Origin of the sequence: Pseudomonas sp. IT-P12 (genome assembly GCF_949767465.1) — a bacterium.
GTDB lineage: Bacteria > Pseudomonadota > Gammaproteobacteria > Pseudomonadales > Pseudomonadaceae > Aquipseudomonas.
On record NZ_CATKPY010000022.1, the window covers coordinates 659,618 to 683,910 of the forward strand.

At 64.8% G+C, this 24,293-nt stretch carries 15 protein-coding genes and 3 pseudogenes; 4 read left to right on the forward strand and 14 right to left on the reverse strand.

Going from position 1 to position 24,293, the window contains the following annotated elements; genetic code table 11:
* Nucleotides 1-4 precede the first annotated feature (4 nt).
* The 4 genes from ACM6IM_RS17830 to ACM6IM_RS17845 all read right to left on the reverse strand — a co-directional run bounded on the left by ACM6IM_RS17830 (nt 5) and on the right by ACM6IM_RS17845 (nt 13,032).
* Complete coding sequence (locus ACM6IM_RS17830; protein WP_414865862.1) at nt 5-10,537, reverse strand: autotransporter-associated beta strand repeat-containing protein; 10,533 nt, start codon at nt 10,535-10,537, stop codon at nt 5-7.
* Between the two features lie 329 nt (nt 10,538-10,866).
* Nucleotides 10,867-11,823 carry a quinone oxidoreductase family protein gene (locus tag ACM6IM_RS17835; protein WP_414865863.1) on the reverse strand — a complete coding sequence of 319 codons (957 nt, stop codon included), beginning with the start codon at nt 11,821-11,823 and terminating at the stop codon, nt 10,867-10,869.
* 30 nt (nt 11,824-11,853) lie between these two features.
* On the reverse strand, nt 11,854-12,027 hold the full coding sequence (locus ACM6IM_RS17840) for a DUF1427 family protein (protein WP_192304656.1): 174 nt from the start codon (nt 12,025-12,027) through the stop codon (nt 11,854-11,856).
* Nucleotides 12,028-12,258: 231 nt separating this feature from the next.
* Nucleotides 12,259-13,032, reverse strand: coding sequence for an AraC family transcriptional regulator (locus ACM6IM_RS17845; RefSeq protein WP_192304658.1), 774 nt, complete (start codon nt 13,030-13,032; stop codon nt 12,259-12,261).
* 145 nt (nt 13,033-13,177) lie between these two features.
* Here ACM6IM_RS17845 and ACM6IM_RS17850 point away from each other — a divergent pair, with 145 nt between their 5' ends.
* Nucleotides 13,178-13,405, forward strand: coding sequence for a DUF6555 family protein (locus ACM6IM_RS17850; RefSeq protein ID WP_008152143.1), 228 nt, complete (start codon nt 13,178-13,180; stop codon nt 13,403-13,405).
* An 88-nt stretch (nt 13,406-13,493) separates the two neighbouring features.
* Here the strand turns inward: ACM6IM_RS17850 and ACM6IM_RS17855 are convergent, their stop codons facing one another.
* The 3 genes from ACM6IM_RS17855 to ACM6IM_RS17865 all read right to left on the reverse strand — a co-directional run bounded on the left by ACM6IM_RS17855 (nt 13,494) and on the right by ACM6IM_RS17865 (nt 14,691).
* Nucleotides 13,494-13,658 (reverse strand): metallothionein, encoded by a 165-nt coding sequence (locus ACM6IM_RS17855; protein ID WP_192304660.1) that lies wholly within the window; start codon nt 13,656-13,658, stop codon nt 13,494-13,496.
* Nucleotides 13,659-13,741: 83 nt separating this feature from the next.
* Entirely contained in the window at nt 13,742-14,194 is a 453-nt protein-coding gene (locus ACM6IM_RS17860) for a DMT family transporter (protein WP_192304662.1), read from the reverse strand.
* A 2-nt stretch (nt 14,195-14,196) separates the two neighbouring features.
* Nucleotides 14,197-14,691: a DMT family transporter gene (locus tag ACM6IM_RS17865; RefSeq protein WP_414865864.1), complete on the reverse strand. Its 495-nt coding sequence runs from the start codon at nt 14,689-14,691 to the stop codon at nt 14,197-14,199.
* A 215-nt stretch (nt 14,692-14,906) separates the two neighbouring features.
* On the opposite strand from ACM6IM_RS17865, the gene ACM6IM_RS17870 reads away from it, so the two are divergent.
* Nucleotides 14,907-15,842 (forward strand): LysR family transcriptional regulator, encoded by a 936-nt coding sequence (locus ACM6IM_RS17870; RefSeq protein ID WP_414865865.1) that lies wholly within the window; start codon nt 14,907-14,909, stop codon nt 15,840-15,842.
* A gap of 65 nt (nt 15,843-15,907) precedes the next feature.
* On the opposite strand, the gene ACM6IM_RS17875 is transcribed toward ACM6IM_RS17870, so the two are convergent.
* The 3 genes and pseudogenes from ACM6IM_RS17875 to ACM6IM_RS17885 form a co-directional block, all read right to left on the reverse strand.
* Nucleotides 15,908-16,729, reverse strand: a complete 822-nt coding sequence (locus tag ACM6IM_RS17875; protein WP_371051185.1) for a methyl-accepting chemotaxis protein — start codon at nt 16,727-16,729, stop codon at nt 15,908-15,910.
* 84 nt (nt 16,730-16,813) lie between these two features.
* Nucleotides 16,814-17,590: pseudogene (locus ACM6IM_RS17880) on the reverse strand (cache domain-containing protein); the annotation flags it as partial.
* Nucleotides 17,591-17,814: 224 nt separating this feature from the next.
* A complete protein-coding gene (locus tag ACM6IM_RS17885) occupies nt 17,815-19,131 on the reverse strand; it encodes a Na+/H+ antiporter family protein (RefSeq protein ID WP_414865924.1) in 1,317 nt (438 codons plus the stop codon).
* Nucleotides 19,132-19,542: 411 nt separating this feature from the next.
* On the opposite strand from ACM6IM_RS17885, the pseudogene ACM6IM_RS17890 reads away from it, so the two are divergent.
* Both ACM6IM_RS17890 and ACM6IM_RS17895 read left to right on the forward strand, forming a co-directional pair.
* Nucleotides 19,543-20,613: pseudogene (locus tag ACM6IM_RS17890) on the forward strand (HAMP domain-containing protein); the annotation flags it as partial.
* 330 nt (nt 20,614-20,943) lie between these two features.
* Nucleotides 20,944-21,471: pseudogene (locus tag ACM6IM_RS17895) on the forward strand (methyl-accepting chemotaxis protein); the annotation flags it as partial.
* 176 nt (nt 21,472-21,647) lie between these two features.
* On the opposite strand, the gene ACM6IM_RS17900 reads toward ACM6IM_RS17895, so the two are convergent.
* The 4 genes from ACM6IM_RS17900 to ACM6IM_RS17915 are packed head-to-tail and all read right to left on the reverse strand — an operon-like array spanning nt 21,648 to nt 24,243.
* Nucleotides 21,648-22,961 carry an ATP-binding protein gene (locus ACM6IM_RS17900; protein ID WP_414865866.1) on the reverse strand — a complete coding sequence of 438 codons (1,314 nt, stop codon included), beginning with the start codon at nt 22,959-22,961 and terminating at the stop codon, nt 21,648-21,650.
* Nucleotides 22,958-23,626, reverse strand: a complete 669-nt coding sequence (locus tag ACM6IM_RS17905; protein ID WP_192304673.1) for a response regulator transcription factor — start codon at nt 23,624-23,626, stop codon at nt 22,958-22,960. The genes ACM6IM_RS17900 and ACM6IM_RS17905 overlap by 4 nt, the downstream gene beginning before the upstream one ends.
* Nucleotides 23,627-23,629: 3 nt before the next feature.
* Nucleotides 23,630-23,935, reverse strand: a complete 306-nt coding sequence (locus ACM6IM_RS17910) for a PepSY domain-containing protein (RefSeq protein WP_192304675.1) — start codon at nt 23,933-23,935, stop codon at nt 23,630-23,632.
* Nucleotides 23,935-24,243 (reverse strand): PepSY domain-containing protein, encoded by a 309-nt coding sequence (locus ACM6IM_RS17915; RefSeq protein WP_192304677.1) that lies wholly within the window; start codon nt 24,241-24,243, stop codon nt 23,935-23,937. Before ACM6IM_RS17915 ends, ACM6IM_RS17910 begins: the two co-directional genes overlap by 1 nt.
* Nucleotides 24,244-24,293 lie beyond the last annotated feature (50 nt).

The following is a 24,293-nucleotide window of genomic DNA, read 5'->3' on the forward strand; positions in this document are numbered from 1 at the left end:
GTTCTCAGAAACCCATGCTGAAACTGATCGTCATCGCATGATCCCGGCTTTCTTTCGACACCTGCCCCGAGTAGCCAATGCCCAGTTTCCCGGCCTCACTGACCTGGAAGTCCACGCCCGCCTCCAGCACGGCGCTGTCCCTGGCGATCGGCACGCCCTGGGTGGTGAACGAAGCGCCGCCGTCGATGAAGGTCAGGTCGGCGTCCGGCTTGGTGTCGCCGAAGGCGTGGCGCCAGCCGATGGCTGCACGCGGGGTGAACTGGCCACCGTTGGCCAGGGTGATGCGCTTGCCGGCGCGCAGGCCCACGGTGGAGAAGGTGATGTCCTGATCGGCATCGCCCTTGAGTCGCCCCACCCCGCCTTTCTCCTTGGCGGTGTCGCTGTCGTAATTGACGTAGGACAGACCGGCAAACGGTTCCAGGGCGACGCCCGCCGCCTCGACGGTGTAGCCGACCTCGCCGAACACCTGGGCGCTGCGGGCATCGTAGTGCGCCTTCAAGCGGTCGTTGTAGGCGCCGACGCTGACATCGCGCTTGCTTTCGATGTCATGCCAGCTGTAGGCCGCGCCCAGGCGCACGGCCAACGCATCGAACTGCGAGTTCAGGTACGCCGCCAGGTGATAGCTCTCGATGGTGGCGTCCGAACGCCGATCACTGGCGTCGATATCGCTGCGGGTGTAGCCGGCGGCCATGCCGACGCGCCACTGATCGTCGAGCTGCTTGTCGGTGCCAAGCATGAAGCCGCTGAGGTTGCGATCGAGGCTGGCGCTGTTGCTGTCGCCATCCGATTCGCCCCAGGCGCCCAGCGCGCGCATCCAGCCGACCATTTCGCCGTGGCAGCCGCTGCTGCTCAGTTGGTTGTCGCTCGGCGCCAGTGCCCGGCGCGGATCGTCGGCAGCACTGCAGGACGGTTGGCGCATGCGGTCGTTGACGGCGTCGCGAATGTAGCGCGAATCCTCGAGGACGGCACTGGCGGTGCTGGCGTGGATTTCCCCGGACAGGTTGTCGAACGCAGCACGGGCACCACCGGTGCTGAGGTTGAGGATTTCATTCTGCAACGTGGCACCGGCCGCGCCGTTGTTCATCAACGCCAACGCGGTGCCGCTCTGGTTGCCGGTGGCGGCGACATCGACGAACGAACTGCCATTGCGCGTGACCGCCAGGTTCAGCGCGTTGGCGTTGTAGGCCAGCAGCGTGTCGAAGAACGCGTATTGCGGCAGGTCGACGCTGCTGAAGGTGCCGGTCAGCCCGCCGCCCGCAGTGATCAGCGAATACACGGCGCTGCTGCTGAACGGGGCCAGGCTGCGCACCTGCAGGCTGCCACCGAGGCTCGCCGTGCCGCCGATCACCAGCGGTGTCGCCGTGGGCGAACTGACGGTCAACGCCAGCAGGCCGTCAGCGGCATTGGTCAGATTGCCGGTCACGCTCAAGGTCCCGGCCTCGGCGCCGGACGCGACCACGCCGTGGTTGACCACCCCACCGACGCTGCCGTTACCGCTGAGCCCCGCGCCATTGGCCACGGTCACCTGGCCGGCGAGCGATGCCCTCTCGGCCAGACTGCCGACCTGCAGCACGCCCTGGTCCACCGACACCGCACCGCTGAACGGGTGGTTGCCCGTCAGCAGCAACGTCCCGGCGCCGCGCTTGAGCAGGGTCCCGACACCGCTGAGCACCCCGTTGAAGCGACCGGCAAAATTCTGCTGGAACAACAGCCGTGCGTTGTTGAGGAAATTGCCCTGCAGGCTGGTGCTGTTCCCGACCAGCGTACCGCCACTGACCGTCGTGCCCCCGCTGTAGGTGTTGGCGCCGCTGAGGATCAGGGTGCCCGCATCGAGTTTTTCCAGGCCGCCACTGCCCACCAGCGGTGCGCTGATTTCCGTGGTCACGCCCGCGTTGACCCGCACCGGGGCAAGACTGCCGCCCACGCCGTTGACCGGGGTCAGACTGCCACCGGCGCCGGCCACCAGGCTGTAGCCGTTGTCGAGAAATTGCAGGCCGGTGAAGCTCTGGTTGCCCACCACGGTCACCGTGCCGCCCTGCCCGCCGAAGATCGCGAACTGACCGTTCGACGCCAGTGCCTGGGTACCGGTCGGATCGGTCCAGACGGTGCCCGGGCCCCATACGCCGCTGCCACCACCGATGGTGCCGTTCGGGTTGGTGTTACCGCCATTCCAGAACTGCACGGTGCCCGGCGCGCCCTGCACCAGCAGATTGACCTGGTTGGCCAGCGCCGTTTGCAGAGTCAGGTTCGCCGCCGACACGGGCAGGCTGCCGTAGACCAGGCCGTTGTCCGTCAGGCTACCGCCGTAACGGAACAGTTGATAGACCCCGGTGCCGAAGCCGCCCGCATTACTGATGTTCAGCGTGCCGTCGAGGATCAGGTCGCCGGCGACGTCGATCACTGTGGTCGAGCTGGCCGCAGCGCCCAGGCTGAAGTCCAGTTGGGTGCCCGAGGACAATGCCAGCGAACCGACCGACAACGGCGATGCGCCACTGCCACCGAGCAGCGTCGCGCCGCTCGCCAGTTGCACCGCCCCACCCAATTGCCCGCTGCCACCCAGTTTGACACCGCTGGCAATCGACACATTGGCGCTGCTCAGGCTGCCGTCGACCCGCAACACACCGGCTTGTACATCGGTGTTGCCGGTGAAGCCGTTCTGGCCGGTCAGCAGCAGTTCGCCCGTGCCGGTTTTGCTGAGCGTGCCAGTGCCGGTCAGGTTGCCGGTATAGCGGCCGTCGCTGTTCTGCTCGAAGGTCAGCGCCGCGTTGTTGACGATCGCCCCTTGCAGGCTGCTGGTGTCGCCACGGGTGGTGCCCGCGTTCAGGGTGGTGCCGCCGCTGTAGGTGTTGGCGCCGCTGAGCAGCAGGTTGCCGCTGCCGTTTTTCACCAGGCTGCCGCTGCCGGTGATTGCGCCGATCAGGGTTGTGTCCTGAGTGCCGGCCAGGGTCAGCTGCGCGCCGAGGTTGATCGCGTTGGCCAGTTGCAGAGCCGACGTGCTGTCGAGGCTGCCATTGCCCAGGACACTCAACGCACCGCTGCCCAGCGCGCCGTTGTTGCCAAGCACGAGCGAGCCGCCCGTGAGCCGGGTCCCGCCACTGTAAGTGTTGATGCCGTCGAGGGTCAGGCTGGAGGCGCCGGCCTTGATCAGGCTGCCAGCGCCGCTGACCGCACCGCCGAGGGTCATGGCATTGGAACCGGCGATCGTCAGTGCGCCGTTGAGCAGTACGCCGTTGGCGATGTTGACCGCCGTGTTGCTGTCCAGCGCGGTACCGTCAGCCGCGGTCAACAGCCCGGTGCCGAGGGCGGCGTTGTTGCCCAGCACCAGTTTGCCGCCGTTGAGCGCAGTGCCACCGGTGTAGCCGTTGGCGGCATTGAGCACCAGGGTCCCGGTGTCGTATTTGCCGAGGGTGCCGCTGCCATTAAGTGCCACGCCTATCGTGGCCGTTGCATTCGGATCGACCCGCACGCTGGCGTTGCCCAACGAACCGTTGACCAGGTTGAGCGAACCGGCGGTGCCGTTCTGCAGGCTGTAGCCATCGCTGACGAATTGCAGACCGGTGATGCTTTGCGCGCCGTTCACCGTGACCGTGCCGGCGCTGCCCTGGAACACTGCGAAACTGTTGGCCCAGGCCTGGTTCAGCGTGCCATCGATGTTGGTCCAGTTGCTGGTGCCGCTGCCCCAGGTGCCGCTGCCGCCATCGATCGCGCCGTTGGCCACCAGTTGCCCGCCGTCCCAGAACTGCACGTTGACGCCGGGCGCGCTGACCAGCAGGTTGACCTGGTTGGCCAGCGCGGTTTGCAGTTGCAGCTCGCCGGGGGTGACGCTGCCCGGCACGCTGCCGATCAGCATGCCGTTGTCGGTCAGGCCACCGGTGTAGTTGATCAGGCGATACACGCCGCTGCCGAAGCCGCCGATGTCACTGACATTGAGTGTGCCGTCCAGGGTCAGGTTGCCGCCGACGTTGACCAGTGCATTGCCGCCACCGGACACCGGCGTGCCCAGACCGACGTCAAAGTTGGAATTGCCGTTGAACACCAGGGAACCCACCGACAAGGTGCTGCCGGTCACGCCCGCCAGATGCCCGCCGTCGGCCACCGTCACCGCGCCAGCCAATGTGCCGCTGCCGCCGAGGGTCGCGCCGCTGTTGACCAGCACATTGGCGCTGGCCAGCGAACCGTTGACCTGCAGGGTGCCGGCATTGACGTTGGTGTCACCGGTCAGGTCGCTGATGCCGCTCAGGGTCAGGGTGCCGGTGCCGAGTTTGGTCAGCCCGCCGTCACCGCTGAGGATGCCGGCGAAGGTGCTGCTGACGTTATTGCCACCCAGGCTCAATGTATTGCCGGTGCCCACCAGCGCGGTGCCGCTGCCGGTGAGGCTGGCCAGACTGCCCGAGGCGCCGAGGTTGAGTGCCGCGCCAGCGGCGAGATTGACCGTGGCGTCATTGCCCAGTGCTCCGGCGCTCAAGGTGGTGAGGCTGCCGGACTGCACGTCGAAGGTGCCGCTGAAGGTGTTGTTGCCAGCCAGGGTCACGTCGGCCAGACCATTTTTGGTCAGGGTGCCGGCGCCGGCGATCACACCGCCGAGGGTCAGGTTGTTGTTACCGGCCAGACTCAGGTTGGCATTGACGTCGAGGTTGTTGGCCAGCACCAGCGGCGCGCTGTTGTCCAGGGTCGAGGCCCCGGCGACGGTCAGGGCGCCGCTGCCCAGCGATCCGCCCGTTCCGAGGGTCAGGGTGCCCGCATTCAACGTGGTGCCGCCGGACCAGGTGTTGATGCCATTGAGGGTCAGGTTGGACGCGCCATTCTTGATCAGGCCGCCCGTACCACTGACGACGCCGCCAAGGGTCAGGTCATTGCTGCCGGCGTTGGTGAGGTTGGCGTTGAGCACAACATTGTTGCCAAGGCTCAGCGCGCTGTTGCTGTCCAGGGTCGAAGCGCCGGCCACGGTGAGGTTGCCAAGGCCCAGTGCCGAATTGCTGCCGACGGTCAGGGTGCCCGCGTTGAGCGTGGTACCGCCCAGAAAGTTGTTGTTGCCATTCAGGGTCAGGTTGGCCGCGCCATTCTTGGTCAGGCTGCCTGCGCCGTTGATCGCACCGGTCAACGTCAGGTCGTTGCTGCCGACGATGCCGAGGTTGCCCGCCAGGTTGAGCGCATTGTTCACGCTGACTGCGGTGGCGCTGTCCAGTGTCGTGCCGTTCGCCGCGTTCAGCGTGCCCGAGCCCAGCGCCGAGTTCGACCCCAGAATCAACCCGCCGGCGTTCAAGGCGACCGGGCCGAGAAAGGCGTTGTTGCCGCCGAGGGTCAGGTTCGCTGCGCCGTTCTTGATCAGGCCGCCGGTGCCGCCGATCACGCCGTTGAGGGTCAGCGCATTGCTGCCGAGCACCGTGAGGTTGCCATTGAGCGTCGCGGCATTGCCGAGGGTCACCGCCTGGTTGCTGTCCAGTTGCGTGCCGGCATTGGCGGTCAGCGCACCACTGCCCAGCGCGGTATTGCTACCGACAACGATCTTGCCGCCATCCAGTTGCGTCCCACCGCTGTAGGTATTGGCGCCGTTGAGCACCAGGGTGCCGCTGTCGAGTTTATTGAGAATGCCGCTGCCATCGATGTTGACGCCAACGGTCGCGGTCACGCCCGGGTCGACCCGAATCGCCGTGGTCCCGCCACTGCCGTTGACCGCCGTCAGTTGCCCCGCCGCGCCGTTGACCAGGTTGTAGCCGTCGGTGAGGAACTGCAGACCGGTGAACAACTGGGTGCCATTCACCGTCACCGTGCCGGCGGTGCCCTGGAATACCGCGAAATCGCCGGCCCACGGTTGGTTCACCAGGCCGTTGGCATCGGTCCAGTTGGTGCCGACCGCGCTCCAGGCGCCGCTGCCACCGTCGACGACGCCGTTGGCGATGGTCTGGCTGCCGTCCCAATAGCGGATGTTCGAGTTCGGTGCCGACACTTGAATATTGATCTGGTTGGCAACGCCGGTCTGCACCACCAGGTCGCCGAGGGCATAGCCGATGGGCACGCTGGCGACGTCCAGGCCCAGGTTGTTCAGGCTGCCGCTGTAGTTAAACAGGCGGTAGACACCGACACCGAAGCCGCCGGCATCGGTGACGTTGAGATTGCCGTCGAGGGTCAGGTTGCCGCCGATGTTCATCAGCGACGTGGTCGAAGGCGTGGCGAGGCTGACATCGACGTTGCTGCCGGCACCCAGTACCAACGCGCCGGCCGACAGTTGGTTGCCCGAAGACAACGCCAGATGCCCGCCACTGTTGACGTTGACCGTACCGATCGCCGAGCCGGTGCCGGTAAGGGTGCCGCCGGTGTTGACGTTGACCTGTGCACTGGCCAGCGAACCGCTGAGGTCCAGGGTGCCGCCGTTGATCGCGGTATTGCCGGTGAGGCCGCTGATGCCGGTCAGGTTCAGGGTGCCGCTGCCGACCTTGATCAGGCCGCCGCTGCCACTGAGGTCGCCATCGAAGGTGCTGGTGCTGCTTACGCCGCCGACCGTCAGGGTATTGCTGCCCACGATCAGCACACTGCCGCTGCCCGTCAGCGCGCCGAGGCTGGCATTGCTCGCCAGGTTGAGCCCGGCGCCGGCGCTGATGTTCACCCCGGACGCGTTGCCCAGCGCATCGCTGTTGAGCGTGGTGACACTGCCCGAGACGATGTTCAGCGCACCGGTGAAGGTATTGCTGCCGGCCAGGGTCAGGTCCGACAGGCCGTCCTTGGTCAGGCTGCCGGCGCCGTCGATCACGCCGTTCAGGCTCAGATCATTGTTGCCGGCCACGGTCAGCCCGGCGTTGAGGGTGATGGCATTGCCGATACCGAACGCGGCGCTGTTGTCCAGCGTCGCCGCGCCGCCGACGATCAATCCGCCACTGCCCAGGCCGTTGGCATTGCCCAGGGTCAGCGTGCCGGCGTTGAGCGTGGTGCCGCCGCTGAACGTGTTGTTGCCGTTGAGGGTCAGGTTGGCCGTGCCGTTCTTGATCAACTGGCCAGTGCCGCTGGTGACGCCACCGAGGGTCAGGTTCTGAGTGCCGCCGACGGTCAGTGCGGCGTTCAGGCCGATGGCGTTGCTCAGGCTGACCAACGGCGAGTTGCTGTCCAGGGTCGCCGCGCCAGCGACCGTCAGTGCTGCGGAACCCAATGCCGAACTGTTGCCGACGGTCAGAGTGCCGGCATTCAGGGTGGTGCCGCCGAGGAAGTTGTTGGCTGCATTGAGGATCAGGTTGGCCGCGCCGTTTTTCACCAGGCTGCCGGCACCGCCGATCGGGCCGGTCAGGACCAGGTCGGCGCTGCCGCCGACGTTGAGGGCACCGGCCAGGCTCAGCGCGTTATTCAGACTGACGGCGGTGTTGGCATCCAGGGTGGTGTTGGCTGCGGCGTTCAACGTACCGGAACCGAGCGCGGTGTTGCTGCCGACAATCAGTTTTCCGCTGTTGAGCGCCGTATTGCCCAGGTAACTGTTTGCGCCGTTGAGGGTCAGGTCGGCGGCGCCGTTCTTGATCAGTCCGCCGATACCGGCGACCACGCCCCCCAGGGTCAGCGCATTGCTGCCGCCCAGGGTCAGGGTGCCGCCGAGGTTGACGTTGTTGGCCAGGGTGGCCGCCGTGTTGGCGTCCAGCGTGGTGCCGTTCGACGCATTCACCGAGCCCGTGCCGAGTGCGGTGCTGGAACCGACGATCAGCGTGCCGGCGTTCAGCGCGGTGGTGCCGGTGTAGGTGTTGCTGCCATTGAGGGTCAGGCTGGATGCGCCGGTCTTTATCAGGCCATTGGCGCCACTGATCACGCCGCCGAGGGTCATCGCGTTGGCGCCGCCCGCCGTCAGGTTGGCGTTGAGGATGATGGCGTTGTTCAGGGTCACGGCCGCAGAACTGTTGAGGCTGCCCGCGCCTTCCACCGACAGGGCACCGCTGCCCAGTGCGCCGCCGTTGGCGACGGTCAGGCTGCCGGCATTGAGCGTCGTGCCACCGGTGTAGGTGTTGACGCCCCCCAGCGTCAGGTTGGCCGCGCCATTCTTGACCAGTTGGCTGACGCCGCTGATCACGCCGCCGAGGGTCAGGCCGCTGCTGCCACCGATACCCAGGCTGTTGTTGAGGATGATGTTGTTGTTCAGGGTGACAGCGGTATTGCTGTCGAGCGTCGCCACACCGCCCACCGTGATGTTGCCGCTGCCCAGCGCGGCGGCATGCCCCGCCGTGACGGTCCCGGCGTTCAACGCCACGCCACCGAGGAACGTGTTGGCGCCGTTGAGAATCAGGTTGGCCGCGCCGTTTTTGGTCAGGCCGCCACTGCCACTGACCACGCCGCCCAGGGTCAGGTTGGCGCTGCCGCCGATGTTCAGGTTGCCGCCGAGGCTGACCGCGTTGGTCAGCGCCACCGTGGTGCTGGCGTCGAGGGTGGTCCCCGCCGCCGTGGTCAATGCGCCGGTGCCCAGCGCCGTGTTGGAGCCGACCGACAGCGTCCCGGCATTCAGCGCGGTGCCGCCAGAAAACGTGTTGTTGCCGCTGAGGGACAGACTCGCGTTACCGTTCTTGATCAGATTCCCCACGCCACTGACGACCCCACTCAGGCCCAGCGCCTGAGTGCCGCCAAGGGTCAGTCCGCCCGCCAGCCCAACGGCGTTGGCCAGAGTCACCGCCGTGTTCGCATCCAGCGTGGTGCCGGCGGCGGCGCTCAGTGCGCCGGTGCCGAGCGCGGTGTTGCTGCCGACGAACAGGCTGCCGCCGTTGAGCAGGGTGTTGCCGGCGTAGGTGTTGTTGCCACTCAGGCTCAGGGCGGCGGTGCCGGACTTGGTGATGCCACCGGTGCCGGACAGCACGCCGGCCAGGGTCAGGGCATTGCTGCCGAGCACGTTGAGGACGCCGGTCATCGCGACATTGTTGTTCAGGGTCACGTTGGCGGTGCTGTCGAGAGCGGTGCCGGCGGCGGTGTTCAGCGCCCCGCTGCCCAGCGAGTTGTCATTGCTCACCCGCAAGCTGCCGGCGCTCAAGGTGGTGGTGCCGGTGTAACCGGTATTGGCGCCAGCGAGGGTCAGGCTGCCGCTGCCGGTCTTGGTGATGCCGCTGCTGCCGCTGATCAAGCCGCCCAGGGTCAGGGCCCCTGTCCCGGTGGCGGTCATCGTGCCGCCCAGGCTGATCGCGTTGTTCAGGGTGATGGTGCCCGGCGCCGACAGGCTCGTCGCCCCGGTGAAGTTGATCGTGCCGGTGCTCAGCGCCAGGTTGTTGCCCAACTGCACCGTACCGCCGTTGAGCGTGGTAGTGCCCAGGTAGGTGTTGGCGGCACTGAGGTTCAACTGGCCGGTGCCGGTCTTGACGAGGCCCCCGCTTCCGGAGATCACGCCACTCAGGGTCGTGCCGTTGGTGCCCTGCACGGTCAAGCCAGCGGCGCCGAGCGAGACCAGGTTGCTGATGTTCAACCCGGCGTTGCTCGCCTCGATGGTCCCGCCGTTGGAGGTCAGCACGCCGCTGCCAAAGGTGGCGTTGTTATTGAATCGGGCGACACCGCCATTGAGCGTGGTGGAGCCACTGACCAATGGCCCCTGCAAGGTCCAGGTGCCGCTGTTCACGGTCAGGTTGTTGAAGTTGACGTAAGTGGCGCTCGAAGCCGTGCCGGTGCTGCCTGTACCACCGCCAATCCCCCCGGCATTTTGCAGGACCAGGCGGTTGTTGCCGCCGGCACCGCCGTCGACCTGCCCGGTGGGGGCGAACGTCAGGTTGATGTTGAGCAGGCCGCCAAGACCGACGCTGATCTGCACACCGTCCCCCACATTGACCGACGAGCCGGTGACGGCGGTGAAGGTGTTGGTGCTGCCCGCCCCCATCGACACGCCGCCGGTGATGGCACCGGCGTTGGTGAAGGTGTTGCCCGTCGCTGAGCTTTCGAAGGCGATCCGCCCGTTGATCACGCCGGTGCTGCTGTTGGTCATGTTGACCTGAGAGCCGCCGTAGATGCCGACCACCGGGGTATCGGCCAGGGTCACGCCGCCAATCGACAGGCCTGTCGAAGTGATGGTGCCGTGGTTGGTGATGTTGGTGGTGCCTGTCGCCGCGTTGTTCACGCCGATGGCCAAGCCGTCGATGCTGGTCAGGTTGAGCCCGAGCAGCGCGCCGGTCCCGCGTATGTACGCGCCGGCATTGTTGACCACATTGACCAGGCTGACCCCACCGTTGCCGATGAACACGCCACCGCTGAGCAGCGAGATCGCGCCCAGAATCGCCGGATCGATGATGCCGGCGTTGTTCAGGCTGATGTTGACCCCGGTCAGGCTCAACACCCTGCCGCCGAGTGCCGCGTTCATTTGTGCAGCGCTGTCGACGTTCACGGTCAGGCCGTTGGCGGCGCTGCTGAAGTCATTGGGAAACAGCGGCAGCCCCGGCAGGCCCGGTAAACCGGTGCAGGTCACCGTCGAGCCGGACACCGAGCAGGCGGCAAGCGCTTCGGGGCTCACTGCCCCGAACAACAACCCGGCGAGCCCCAGACGCACCGCGAAGCGAAGGGTGGAAAAACCTGTACCCGAGGCGATACCGAACCTTGCTTGCACGGCGGACTCCTTGTGGTCGAACCACTCTTCCATGAAGGCCGTACAGCAATGGCGGGCAACCGCCGATGCGAGATCCGAACTGCTACGACCGTAAATGCTGTTTCATTGTTGACACACGGTAGTAGAGGCGCCGCATCGGGACACACTCGAAATAGCGTTAATACTTTCCTACAGGAAGGCTCTGGGACGAGCAATTGCAGGGGTCTCGCCCAGAAAGGGGGGGCGAAAAAAAGGTGGGAGCGAGCCTGCTCGCGAAGGCGCTCGGTCAGTCAAAGGTGTTCTGGCCGACACAACGCTATCGCGAGCAGGCTCGCTCCCACCTCACAGGATCAAGGCATCAGGATGACTTTGTCGCCACGACCCTGATTGACCTCGGCGTAGCGCTCCAGTCCCTGTTCCAACGGCGATTCCACCAGGCCTTTGGGCAGCGGCAGAAGCGCCTGGTCGAAGAACCGGCCGAATTGATCGAGCATCGCTGCACAGGCCTGTACGCCATACAGCAACGAGTTGATCCCCACCACCGAACCGCCCTTGCGGTACAGCGCCAGGGCCGGCAACTGCACCAGGCCATCCACCGGGGCGGCGATGATGGCGATGCGGCCGAAGGTGGCCAGCGCCGCGACGGAGGCCGGGAGCCAGAAACCGGTGGTGTCGAAGATCACCTCGGCGCCACCGCTGAACACCTCATTGACCTGGGCGCCCAGGTCCTCGGGTTTTTCCAGTTGCAGCGTCTGATACCCTTGGGCGTGCAAATCCTTGACCTGCTCCGGCCGACGCGCCGCCGCCAGCACCCGGGCGCCGCGCACCTTCGCCAAGGCCAGCGCGGCCGTGGCCACCGCCCCGCCGCCGATCACCAGCAAGCGGGTATTGGCCGTCACCAGGCTGCGCTCCAGCGCATCCCACGCGGTGGTGTAGGGCACGCCGAGGCTGGCGGCCTGGGCGAAGCTCAAATGCGTGGGCTTGAGGGCGACACCGTTGGCCGGCAGCTTGACGAACTGCGCGTGGGAACCATCGGCGAAAAAGCCCAGCTCACGGCCCGTGCCCCAGACCTCCCGGCCCAACAACGCCTGTGGTCCCTCGACCACGACCCCGGCGAAGTCACGACCGGGGATGCGCGGCAACGTGGTGTAGGGGAAACGTCCGAGCACGTTCTTCACATCGCTGGGGTTGAGACCGGCGGCCTTGATCTCGACCAGCACGTCATCGGCGCCGGGAACGGGGGTCGGCACCTCGACAAGGCGCAAGGCTGCGAGGTCACCGGTTTTATCGAACTGCAATGCTTTCATGGGTGTGTCCATCGAACAGGGAGAGGGAATTCAAGAGATCCAGCCAGCCACCAGCTGCCGACCCATCGGCCACAGTTTTTCACCGGCGAGCATGCCAAGCAGGCCGATCAGCGCGATGGCGGGCGGTGCGGGGGAACGAAAGTCCAGTGCGCCGTAAAGCAGGCCGACGCCCAGACCGATGACCAGCGAGATGAAGTAACTCATGGCAGACTCCGTGGGCCATTGGGGTAGGCGCACAGTCTAGGGAGGGGCCACGGCGAGCACCGGCCATGTGCTTCTGAATTTCGGACAAACCGTGCGCATGCCGGCTCACTGCAGGAGCGAGCTTGCTCGCGAGCATCACAAGAACACCGCTGGATGTCAGGCTGCCAGCGTCATCGTTGACGACCCTCGCGAGCGAGCTCGCGCCGACAGAGAATCAGGGTATCGGCGCGATCAGGATTGGTTCGCCGCAAACTGCGAAGGCGCGACGCCCAGTTCGCGGCGGAACATGTCGCTGAAGCTGCTGGGCGAATAACCCAGTTCCCGGGCGATGGTGCTGACGGCCACGCCCTGGATCAGCTCGGCTGCCGCGATGGCCAGTTGCACCTGACGACGCCACTCGGCGAAGCCCATGCCCAGGCCGTCCTTGAACAGCCGCGCCAGGGTGCGCACGCTGGCGCCGGCGTTTTCGGCGTGCTGTTCGAAGGGGATGTCCAGCGACGGTGCGGCCATGACGGCCTGGCACAGGTTCATCAGGCGTCGGTCGGAGTCGTCGGGCAAGGGGATTTTCAACCGCGAACGCCGGGCTCGTTGCAGCTCAAGCAGCGCCAGGCCGACCAGCGCCTCGTAATACTCCGGTGCACCGTCATCCCCCTGTTCCACCAGCCCGACAATCAGCTCGCGCAGCAGGCCGCCGACCTCGATCACCTGCACCGTGGCATCCAGGGTTGCCGCCAATGCCGGGCGCAGGTAGATATTGCGCATCTGCAGGTCCGACACCACACGTATCCCATGGGGCACACCGGGAGGCAGCCACACGGCCCGTTGCGGCGGCACCACCAGGGCTTCGTGCGGGGTTTCGACCCACATCACCCCGCTCATCGCATACAGCAACTGGCCCCAGGCATGCTCGTGCGGCTCGATGTACAAGCCACGCGGATAGGTGCGTGCCAGCGGTTGCACGGGCACATCGGTGTCGCTCAGGTCAGGGGGGGCGGCAAGGGCCATGGGCAGCAATCATTGGGCTTTCTGAAGCCTGCATGGTAACCAGCCGCACGCCCCGTCGCCACTCGCAGCCACCGTCTGACAATCCGACTGAATTTTCCGCGACCCGCACGATCCTTCTATTACTACAGGGAGGAATACGGGTTTTATGAACAACGCAAAACTTTTCGTGATTGAGTACACCCTTCATGGCGCCCCCAAGTCGTTCATTATCCGCCTGGACAAGATGGATAACGCCGAGGCCTGGCACTGGGCGAGCTGCGACGCCGGCGTGGGTCGGATTCCACGCTTTGGTCGGGAGAAGGTGCAAAAGACCAGCAAGCCGATGGCTGAAAAGTTCGGCGTGGAGAACGTCAAGTGGCGCCCGGCGAACTGATCGATGAAAGGTGATTCGAGCGATCGGTGATCCGCGCCTGAAACGGCGAGTGGAGCCTGAACAGGCTCCACTTTTTTATGCGTGGCCGCTAGCCATGGGCGCACTTGCAGCCTTTGCTCGAGCACGCCTCACCGTGCTCGTGATGCTTGGCGCAGGCTTCGCAGCAGTAGTGCTTGCCGTGGCGGGCAATGGGATGCGCGCCCAGTTTGCAGGAACATTTGGGGCAGTCGCAGGTACTTTCGCTATCGATCATGAGTCTGACTCCGTGGTGTGGTCGTCCGGTCTCGCGAATACGATCCGTCTTCTCAGTTTAGGAGTCGCTGCACGAAGCGGAGTTCAAGCGGTGCGGGTACTGCTGCGGTACATGAACACCAGCGCCAGTCCCAGCAACACCATCGCCAGAATCCGACTGCCCGACAGCTCGATCGACGGGTTGCCCAGCCAGCCGAAGTTGTCGATCAGCATGCCCATGCCCAGTTGCCCGACGATCACCGCCACCGTCGCCACGGCCGTACCGACCCGCGGCACCGCACCGACCATGACCATCATGTACACCACCCCGAACAACGCGCCGCTGAGTTGCCATTTCGGCACGTCGAGCAGGGTCACGGCATGGGCCGGTTCGAAGAACAGGATCAGCAACCCGGTGCTCACCGCCCCCACCACGAAGGTCAGCAGACTGCTGCGCAAAACGCCGACGGTCTCACCCAGGCGGCCGTTGATTGCTGCCTGCACGCTCAGCACCGCACCGGCAGCCACGACCACCACCAACAACATAATCAGATTCATCATCAACCCCGAGCGATCAGAACAAGTGCCGCGACAATCAACAGCAAGGCCAGCCAGCGCTCACCGTTGACTTTCTTGCGGATGGCGCCGAACCAGCCGAAATGGTCGATCAGCACGCTTTTGCCCACCTGGCCGGACAGGATCGCGATCATCGTCATGGCAATGCCGATGTGCGGCGTGGCCAGGGTCAGCACCACCACGTACATCGGCCCCAGGAAACCGCCGATCAACTGCCAGCGCGGCAGGTCGCCGAGGGCCGGCCCCTTTTGCGGGCCACTGAACAACAGCAACAGGAACAGAATCGCCGAGCCGACACCGAAGATGCTCAAGGTCGCCCACAGGTGACCGACCTGCCCGCCCAGCGGCCCGAGCAACCCGGCCTCCACGGACAAGCCCATGCCGGCGAGGATGACCAGGGGCAACAGCAACAGGCGCAGCCCGGGTTTGGTTTTGGACGTCGTGACGACGCTGACGTCGTCGATTGAAGAAGATTGCATTTGCAAGGCACCTACCGTTGAAACACCGAAAACCCTGTGGGAGCGAGCCTGCTCGCGATAGCGGTGGGTCAGCCGATATCAATTCACCTGACAGACCGCTATCGCGAGCAGGCTCGCTCCCACAGGTTGTGCGCCATTATCCTGTGGTGTCGCTTTGCGATAAATGGGAGCATCCTGACAACACTTTTGCGCAACTCGCACAGCAGGATGAATCCATGCACGGCCTCAACGAACTGGGCTTCAAGGCCCTTCGACTGTTTGTCGCAGTACTCGACCACGGCAGTTTTTCCGAAGTCGCCCGTCGCGAAGGCCTGGCGCCGTCGTCGATTTCCCGGCAGATCCAGTTGATGGAGCACGCGCTGAGCCAGCAATTGCTCTACCGCCATACCCGCGCAGTCACGCCCACCGAAGCCGGGCGCATGCTCGGGCATCATGCGCGGCTGGTGCTGGTGCAACTGGAGGAAGCCGAGCAAGCCTTGCAGGAACAGCAAAGCGAACCCACGGGACTGGTCCGGCTCAACGCACCGGTGGTGTTCGGGCAACGCCACCTGACACCCTGGCTCGGTCGCTTGTGCGAGCGCTATCCGAAACTGCAACTGGATATCCAGCAGACCGACAGCTACATCGACCCGCTACAGGAAGGCGCCGACCTGCTGTTCCGGATTGGCCCGCTGCACGATTCCAGCATGCAGGCGCGCATACTCGCGCCCCATCGCTTTCAGGTGGCGGCCAGCCCGGCCTACCTCGAACGCCATGGCACTCCGCAACACCCCGCCGACCTGGCGGCGCATCAATGCCTGGCCTACAAGGGCGTGACCGGCCAGCAGCGCTGGTTTTTCCGCCAGGGCCAGGGGGACTGGACGCCGTACTCGGTCAGGGGGCCGATCACCGGCAACCACGCCGACACCCTGACCCAGGCCGCCGAACAAGGCCTGGGGCTGGTGATGTTTCCGTCCTGGTTGATTGGCGAGGCGGTGCGCAACGGCACGCTGGTGCCTGTGCTGGGCAATTACCAGGTGTCCAACAGCCTGGAGCCGCAACAGATCGCCGTGCTCTGGCCAGGGAGCCGCCGGTTGTCGGTGAAGGTGCGCACGGTGATCGATTTCTTTGTCGAGTGCTTCGGGCCGGTGCCCTATTGGGACAGGCCCTAGCTCAAGCACCCCAATGTGGGAGCGACGGTGCGACGATTCGCCTTGCTCGCTCCCACACCGGTCGCTTAGATGCGGAACTGCCCCACCAGGCTGCCCAGGCGCTGACCGAGGTCCGCCAGGCTGCGGGACGTCTGCGCACCGAGCTGGGTTTCACCGGCGACGTTATCCACGGCCTCGGCGATCTGATGCACGCTGCGGTTGATCTCTTCGGCCACGGCGGTCTGCTCTTCGGCGGCGCTGGCGATCTGCGCGTTCATCGAGTTGATGGTGGCGATCAGTTGCGCCATGGTGTCCAGCGACGCTCCGGCTTCATTGGCCTGGGCCGAGGTGCCGTCGCCAGCCTCGCTGGAACGGCGCATCGCCTCCACCGCCGACTGGGTGCCGGCCTGCAAGCGGTCGATCATGCCCTGGATTTCCTGGGTGCTGATCTGCGTGCGACTGGCCAGCGCACGGACCTCATCGGCCACCACCGCAAAACCACGCCCGGCTTCACCGGCACGGGCCGCTTCGATGGCGGCGTTGAGCGCCAGCAGATTGGTCTGCTCGGCAATCGAACGAATTACCCCGAGCACACTGACAATCGATGCCACGTCCTTCTGCAGGCTGTCGAGGGACACCCCGCTGCTGCGGATGTCGTCGACCAGCGCATGGATCTTCACGATGCTGCCCGCCACCACGCGCTTGGCGGCCTGGCCTTCCTCGTCGGTCTGCTGGGCGGCGACGGCGGCGTTCTGCGCGCTCTTGGCCACTTCCTGGGCAGCCGCCGACATCTCATTGATCGCCGTGGCGACCTGATCGGTCTCGTGGCGCTGACGCTCCATCGCCTGGTCCGAACGATGGGCCTGGTCCGAGACCTGATGCACCAGCCCGGTCAGTTGCGACGTCATTTCGGTGATCTGGCGCACCAGGCCGTGGATTTTGTCGACGAAACGGTTGAACGAACCGGCGAGTTCACCCAGTTCATCCTGGCTGGTGATGGTCAGGCGTCGGGTCAGGTCGCCCTCGCCGGCTGCGATGTCATCGAGGTTGGCCTTCATCAGGTGCAACGGCCGCAGGATGGTGTTGGCCAGCAGCATGCCGGCGGCGGCAATCACCAGCAGTACCACGGTGGCGATGCCGATGATGCTCAGCAATACGCCCTCCATGCGTTCCTTGACCTTGGCTTCGACCACCGCCACCTGCGCCTCGATACCATCGAGGTTGACCGAGGTGCCGACCGCCATGTCCCATTTGGCCAGGTACTCGGTGTAGCCGAGTTTGGGCACCAGCACCGCATTGTTGCTGGGCAGTGGCGAGCTGTATTGCAGGTAGTGGGTGCCGTCCTTGGCGACCTGCACCAGGTCGCGGTTGACGTAGACGCCGTTCGGATCGCGGTTGTCCTTGAAGCTCTTGCCCACGCCTTCGGGGCTGTTGGCCTTGAACAGGCGCACGGTGTTGGAGTCGTAGCCGAAGAAGTAGCCTTCTTTGTCGTAACTGATGTTCGACAGCAGCTTGATCACTTGCGCCCGCGCCGCGTCATCGCCCGGCGCGGCGGCGTCGTAGAGCGGCTTGATCGCCGTCATGGCCACGGCCACGTAGCTTTTCAGCGTGTCCTTGGCATTACTGAGCAACCGTTCGCGCGTCTCCTCGACTTCCTTGCGCGCCTGTTCCTGCAGCACGAAAAACGTGGTCAGGCTGATGACCAGCGCAAAGAGCAACACCGGGAGAACGGCAAGGGACAGGACTTTAGCCTTCAGGCTCATGCGCATGACGGATCACTCTTTTGAATTTATTGGCGTGGTCAAAGGGTATAACGGCACGCCGGGTCAAAAGTTGAGTCAGGTCATGACTGTGAAGATCAGCGCCCCCCCCCCCCCGTAGGAGCGAGCTTGCTCGCGAAGGTGGTCAACGATAACGCTGGACATCTGATACCCAGCGGTGGTCTTGCGTCCTTCGCGAGCAAGCTCGCTCCTACAGAAGAGTGCCGCGCTGGTCAGAGGACCATCGCGGCCACCCAGCCGAACGCCAGCAGCGGCAGGTTGTAATGCAGGAAGGTCGGGACCACGGTGTCCCAGATGTGGTGGTGCTGACCATCGATGTTCAGGCCGGAAGTCGGTCCCAGCGTCGAGTCCGAGGCGGGTGAACCGGCGTCGCCCAAGGCTCCGGCGGTGCCGACGATGCACACGATGGCGATCGGGCTGAACCCCAGTTGCACGCACAGCGGCACGAAGATCGCGGCGAGGATCGGCACGGTGGAGAACGACGAACCGATGCCCATGGTCACCAGCAGGCCGACCAGCAACATCAACAACGCGCCGACGCCCTGGCTGTGGCCGATCCACGCCGCCGACGCTTCGACCAGCGTCTGCACCTGGCCGGTGGCTTTCATCACCTCGGCGAAACCCGAGGCGGCGATCATGATGAAACCGATCATCGCCATCATCTTCATGCCTTCGGTGAACAGATCGTCGGTCTCGCGCCACTTGACGATGCCCGATACCGAGAAGATCAGGAACCCCACCAGCGCACCGATGATCATCGAGTCCAGCAACAGCTGGATGATGAAGGCCGCCGCGATGGCCACGCCGGCCACCATCAGGCTCAACGGGTTGTACGTGACCGCGACCTGCTCGACCTGCTCGATCCTGGTCAGATCGTAGACGCGTTTCTTGCGGTAACTGATAAAGGCGACCGCCAACCCCACCAGCATGCCCAGCGCCGGAATGCCCATGGCATGGGTGACGTTGATGCCGCTGATGTCCACGCCGCTGCGGGCGACGTTGGCCAGGAGGATCTCATTGAGAAAGATGTTGCCGAAACCCACCGGCAGGAACATGTACGGGGTGATCAGGCCGAACGTCATGACGCAGGCGATCAACCGGCGATCGAGTTGCAGCTTGGTCAGCACATACAACAGCGGCGGGACCAGCAACGGAATAAAAGCGATATGTATCGGCAGAATGTTCTGTGAAGCGATGGCCACCGCCCACAGCAAACCGATCAACAGCCATTTGACCTGGCGACCGCCCGTGGCGTGTTGTCGATCGACCATGGCCAGGGCCTTGTCCGCCAGCGCATGGGCCAGGCCGGATTTGGCAATCGCCACCGCGAAAGCGCCGAGCAAGGCGTAGGACAGCGCCACCGTCGCCCCACCGCCCAGGCCGCTGTTGAACGCCTTGAGGGTGGCGTCGATGCCCAGGCCGCCGCTCAGGCCACCGACCAGTGCGCCGACAATCAGCGCGATCACAACGTGCACGCGGGACAGGCTGAGTATCAGCATGACGCCGACCGCGGCAATTACAGCATTAATCATCGTTACCTCAAGGCAGGCGAAAAGCGTCCGGCCGGCAGTCTGCGATGAGCGGCCAGCGGATACGGAATCGGGTTTTATCAGAGGGCGGGCACTTTGCAGCAAGCGCGCACCGGCTGCAACCCTCAAGAAAGTCGATTGTGCGCCGCTATAGTGCAAAGTCTTGGATATTTATCGAATAAGGACAGCCCCATGTCACGGCGACAACTTTCCATCCAATGGAAAATCACCCTCCTCGCCGGCCTTTGCCTGGCGGGTATCGTGACTTTGCTGGTCGGGCTTTCGCTGTATCGCATGGAGCACAGCTCCGAGCTGGTGAAAGCCTCGAGCATGGAGATGCTGACCGAAGCGGCCCAGGCCCGTATCGAATCCCAGGGCGAGGTCCAGGCGCTGAATATTCGCCGCCAGTTCATGGATGCCTATCAGTATGGCCATGGCTTTTCGCGGCAGGTGCTGTTCCTGCGCGATCAGGCGGAAAAGCGTTTCCTCGATGCCTTCGACCTGCGTGAGGACCTGACCCGCCAGGTCAAATCGGCGCTGCAGGCCAACCCGGAGCTGCTGGGCCTGTCCCTGGTGTTCGAGCCCAATGCGCTGGACGGCAAGGACGACCTGTTCGCCGAACAGGCGGAACTGGGCAGTAACGACAAGGGCCGCTTCGCGCTGTACTGGTCGCAACCGACACCCGGCAAGTTGACCTCGATGGCGCTGCCGGAAAGCGACATCGCCGACACCCGCACCGGGCCCAGCGGCGAGCCCGCCAACACCTGGTTCACCTGCCCGCGGACCTCGCTCAAGCCCTGTGTGATCGAACCTTATTTCTACAAGATCGACGGCCAGGACGTGCTGATGACCAGCATCGTGTTCCCGTTGATGCTCAACGGCAAGGTCATCGCCTCACTGTCCGTGGACCTCAACCTCAACAGCCTGCAGGCGGTCAGTCAGGACGTGAGCAAGAAACTCTATGACGGCCAGACCCGCGTCAGCATCATCAGCCCGGCCGGCCTGCTCGCCGGCTACAGCCCGGATGCCGGCAAGCTCGGCCAGCGCCTGGAGGCCGTGGACAAGACCAATGGCACCGAACTGACCCGCCTGCTGGCGGCCAGCCGCACAACCACCAGCCTGCACAGCGAACATCAGTTGAAAGTGCTGTCGCCCTTCCAGGCGATCCCCGATGGCAAGCCCTGGGGCGTGTTGCTCGATGTGCCGGAAAAAGTCCTGGTCGGCCCGGCGGAAACGCTGAAGAAACAACTGGACGACAACAACACCACAGGCAGCCTGATTGAACTGGGCCTGGGCGTCCTCGCGGCGCTGATCGGCCTGGTGCTGGTGTGGTTGATGGCACGCAGCGTGACCCGACCGATCCTGGGCGTGGCGCACATGCTCGAAGACATCGCCAGCGGCGAAGGCGACCTGACCCGTCGGCTGGCCTACGACAAGCCGGATGAACTGGGTCAGTTGGCCGGCTGGTTCAACCGTTTTCTCGACAAGCTGCAACCGATCATCGCCGACGTCAAAAGCTCGGTACAGGACGCCCGCAACACGGCGGACCAATCCTCCGCCATCGCCACGCAAACCAGCGCCGGCATGGAACAGCAGTACCGCCAGGTCGACCAGGTGGCGACCGCCTCCCACGAAATGAGCGCCACCGCCCAGGACGTCGCCCGCAGCGCGGCGCAGGCGGCACAGGCGGCCAGGGAGGCGGATCAGGCGACCCGTCGCGGATTGACGGTGATCGACCAGACCACCAGCAGCATCGATCACCTGGCCGCCGACATGAGCGCCGCCATGGTGCAAGTCGAAGGGCTGGCGGCCAACAGCGAGAAAATCGGGTCGGTGCTGGAAGTGATACGTGCCATCGCCGAGCAGACCAACCTGCTGGCCCTCAACGCCGCCATCGAAGCGGCCCGCGCCGGTGAAGCCGGACGCGGTTTCGCCGTGGTCGCCGACGAAGTGCGCAACCTGGCGCAACGCACCCAGGCGTCGGTTGAAGAAACCCGTCTGGTGATCGAACAGCTGCAAAGCGGCACCCGGGATGTCGTGGGGTCGATGAACAACAGCCATCGCCAGGCCCAGGGCAGCGTCGAACAGGTCAGCCACGCCGTGACGGCGTTACGCCAGATCGGCGACGCGGTCACCGTGATCAGCGACATGAACCTGCAGATTGCCAGCGCCGCGGAACAGCAAAGCGCGGTCGCGGAAGAGATCAACAGCAACGTCGCGACGATTCGCGATGTCACCGAGTCGCTCTCGGGGCAGGCCAATGAATCGGCCCGGGTGAGCCAGTCGCTCAATAGCCTGGCGAACCAGCAGCAGGGGTTGATGGACCAGTTCAGGGTATAAACCGGATCCCGTGTCCCTTGGGTTCAGTTGTCGAACACAAATGGAGGGCTCGACATTGAACCAGTGTGGGAGCGGGCTTGCTCGCGAAGAGGGTATGTCAGGCGACTTTCATGCCGTCTGACACACCCTCTTCGCGAGCAAGCCCGCTCCCACAGTTTTTATCGAAGGCGTCAGGATCAACGCTTGGGCAGTTCGATCACCACCTTCAACCCGCCCCACTCGCTCTCCTCCAGCCGCAACACCCCACCCCAGGTGTCGACGATGTCGCGCACGATCCCCAGGCCCAACCCGTGGCCGTCGGTCTGTTCGTCCAGGCGGGTGCCGCGGTTGAGCACCTGGTCCCGTCGGTCCAGCGGAATGCCGGGGCCGTCGTCTTCCACGTTCAGCGCAAATCCCGTCGCCGTCTCGACCACGCTCAAGCGCACCTCGGCGTCCGCCCACTTGCAGGCGTTGTCCAACAGATTGCCCAGCAGTTCCAGCACGTCCTCACGGTCCCACGGCAATTGCAGACCCGCCGGAGCGCGATAACTCAGTTCGAGGTGCTCGCCGTGAATCATGTTCAGCGTGGCCAGCAGCCCCGGCAGCTCCCCATCGCAATCGAACAGCGCCCCCGGCAGTGCATCGCCGGACAGGCGCGCACGGTTGAGCTCGCGGCCCAGTCGCTGCTGCACCTGTTCCAGTTGCGCCGTGAGCAGTTTGCGCAGCTCGGGGTGGGCATCGAGTTTTTCGCTGGAGGCCACGCTCAGCAACACCGCCAGCGGGGTCTTCAAGGCATGGCCGAGGTTGCCCAGGGCATTGCGCGAACGCTTGAGGCTGTCTTCGGTGTGGGCGAGCAAGTGGTTGATCTGCGCCACCAGCGGTTCAAGCTCCACCGGCACCTGGTCATCCAGCTGTGAGCGCTGGCCCTGTTGCAACTGTGCGATCTGCTCGCGGGCCCGCTCCAGTGGCCGCAGTGCACGGCGCACGGTGACCCGCTGCATCAGCAGAATCACCAGCAACCCGAACACCCCCAACGCCAGCCCCACCTGCTGCACGCGCTTGAAGCTGTCGCGCACCGGGGTGTAGTCCTGGGCGACGCTGATGGAAATCGACTGGCCCAGGCGGCGATAGTCCGAGCGCAACACCAGCAGTTGTTGCCCTTCCGGCCCCAGTTGCAGGTTGCTGTGCAGGCCGGGATGGTCGAGCCTCGGCAGCTCCTGGTCCCACAAGGAGCGGGAGCGCCAATGGCTGTCGGCAAAATCGATGCGGAAGTAATGCCCGGAGAAGGGTCGCTGATAGGCCGGCGACAGCCGCCGCTCATCCAGTTGCAAGCCTTGCGGCCCGCGCACCAGGGCGACCAGCAGGTTCTCGCTGTCGTTGCGCAGTCCGGCCTCGAGGTAACGCTGCAAGCCTATTTCGAACAGCCACAGGCTGGTTTGCGCCAGCACCAGGCCGACGATCACCATCACGCTGATCAGCCCCAGGCTCAAGCGGCGCTGGATCGACCTCACTGCGCCTGGCCGCCGAACAGATAACCCTGGCCGCGCCGGGTTTCGATCACGCTGCGCCCGAGTTTGCGCCGCAAGTGGTTGACGTGGACTTCCAGCACGTTGGAGTCGCGCTCGGTTTCACCGTCATACAGGTGTTCGGCGAGGTGGCTCTTGGAAAGGATCTGCTCGGGGTGCAGCATGAAATAGCGCAGAAGGCGAAATTCCGCCGCCGTCAGTTGAATGTCGGCGCCGTCGCGGGTCACGCACTGGCGGCCTTCGTCCAGATGCAGGCCCGCCGACTGCAACGTCGGTTGATTGACCTGGCCATGGGAGCGACGCAACAGCGCCTGGATGCGCAGGTGCAGCTCCTCGGGGTGAAAGGGCTTGCTCAGGTAATCGTCGGCACCGGCCTTGAGGCCTTCGATCCGTTCGGCCCAGGAACCGCGTGCCGTCAGGATCAACACTGGCGTGGCCAACCCGCCCGCGCGCCATTGCGTCAGCACCTCGAGCCCCGGCACACCCGGGAGGCCGAGGTCGAGGATGATCAGGTCATAGGGTTCGCTGCTGCCCTGATACACCGCGTCGCGACCGTCGGCCAGCCAGTCCACGGCGTAACCCTGACGGTTGAGGCCGGCCAGCAACTCATCGGCCAGCGGCACATGGTCTTCCACCAAAAGCAAACGCATCGGTCAATCTTCCTCGTCTTTGAGTAACTGGCCCGTGCTGGCGTTGACGTCCAGCTCACGGACCACACCTTCGGTGGTCAACAGCTCGACTTCATAAATGTAGACGTCGTGCTTCTCCTCGAGCTCGGCTTCCAGCAGTTTCGATCCGGGGTAGCGGTCCAGGGCCTGCTTCAACAATTGCTCGAGGGGCAGGATAACGCCCTGCTGACGCAGGCGCAGGGCCTCGTCCTGGTCGAGGTCGCGGGCCAGCACCACCGAACAGAATGCCAGCAGCACCAGCGCCATGCGTGAAACCGAACACACCTTCATTACGTATCCTGATGATCCTTGAGCACCTGGCCGCTGACAGCGTCTAATTCCAGGTCCCATTCAATGCCTTGCGGGTCGCGCAGCTCCACCTGATAGATGTACTTGCCGTACTCTTCTTCCAGCTCGGTTTCGGTGATGGTCGATCCGGGGTGTTTGGTCAGTGCGGTGGCGTTGAGCTTCTCGAAAGACACGATAGTACCAGCGTCGCGCAGTCGCAGGGCTTCGTCGGGGCCAAGGTCGCGGGCCTGGGCCATGCTCGCGGTCAGGCCGATGAGGGTGGCGGTCAACAGGGCAGTCAGGGTTTTCATGGGTGTCTCCGTATTTTTTTTGCTGTTGCGTAAGGCGCTACCTTAGCGAG

Excerpts from the sequence above, each read along its gene's own strand:
- ACM6IM_RS17865 (WP_414865864.1), bottom strand. The coding sequence starts at position 14,691 with ATGCAATCTTCTTCAATCGACGACGTCAGCGTCGTCACGACGTCCAAA.
- ACM6IM_RS17905 (WP_192304673.1), bottom strand. The coding sequence starts at position 23,626 with ATGCGTTTGCTTTTGGTGGAAGACCATGTGCCGCTGGCCGATGAGTTG.
- ACM6IM_RS17835 (WP_414865863.1), bottom strand. The coding sequence starts at position 11,823 with ATGAAAGCATTGCAGTTCGATAAAACCGGTGACCTCGCAGCCTTGCGC.
- ACM6IM_RS17855 (WP_192304660.1), bottom strand. The coding sequence starts at position 13,658 with ATGATCGATAGCGAAAGTACCTGCGACTGCCCCAAATGTTCCTGCAAA.
- ACM6IM_RS17845 (WP_192304658.1), bottom strand. The coding sequence starts at position 13,032 with ATGGCCCTTGCCGCCCCCCCTGACCTGAGCGACACCGATGTGCCCGTG.
- ACM6IM_RS17915 (WP_192304677.1), bottom strand. The coding sequence starts at position 24,243 with ATGAAAACCCTGACTGCCCTGTTGACCGCCACCCTCATCGGCCTGACC.
- ACM6IM_RS17860 (WP_192304662.1), bottom strand. The coding sequence starts at position 14,194 with ATGAATCTGATTATGTTGTTGGTGGTGGTCGTGGCTGCCGGTGCGGTG.
- ACM6IM_RS17840 (WP_192304656.1), bottom strand. The coding sequence starts at position 12,027 with ATGAGTTACTTCATCTCGCTGGTCATCGGTCTGGGCGTCGGCCTGCTT.
- ACM6IM_RS17870 (WP_414865865.1), top strand. The coding sequence starts at position 14,907 with ATGCACGGCCTCAACGAACTGGGCTTCAAGGCCCTTCGACTGTTTGTC.
- ACM6IM_RS17875 (WP_371051185.1), bottom strand. The coding sequence starts at position 16,729 with ATGACGTCGCAACTGACCGGGCTGGTGCATCAGGTCTCGGACCAGGCC.
- ACM6IM_RS17850 (WP_008152143.1), top strand. The coding sequence starts at position 13,178 with ATGAACAACGCAAAACTTTTCGTGATTGAGTACACCCTTCATGGCGCC.
- ACM6IM_RS17910 (WP_192304675.1), bottom strand. The coding sequence starts at position 23,935 with ATGAAGGTGTGTTCGGTTTCACGCATGGCGCTGGTGCTGCTGGCATTC.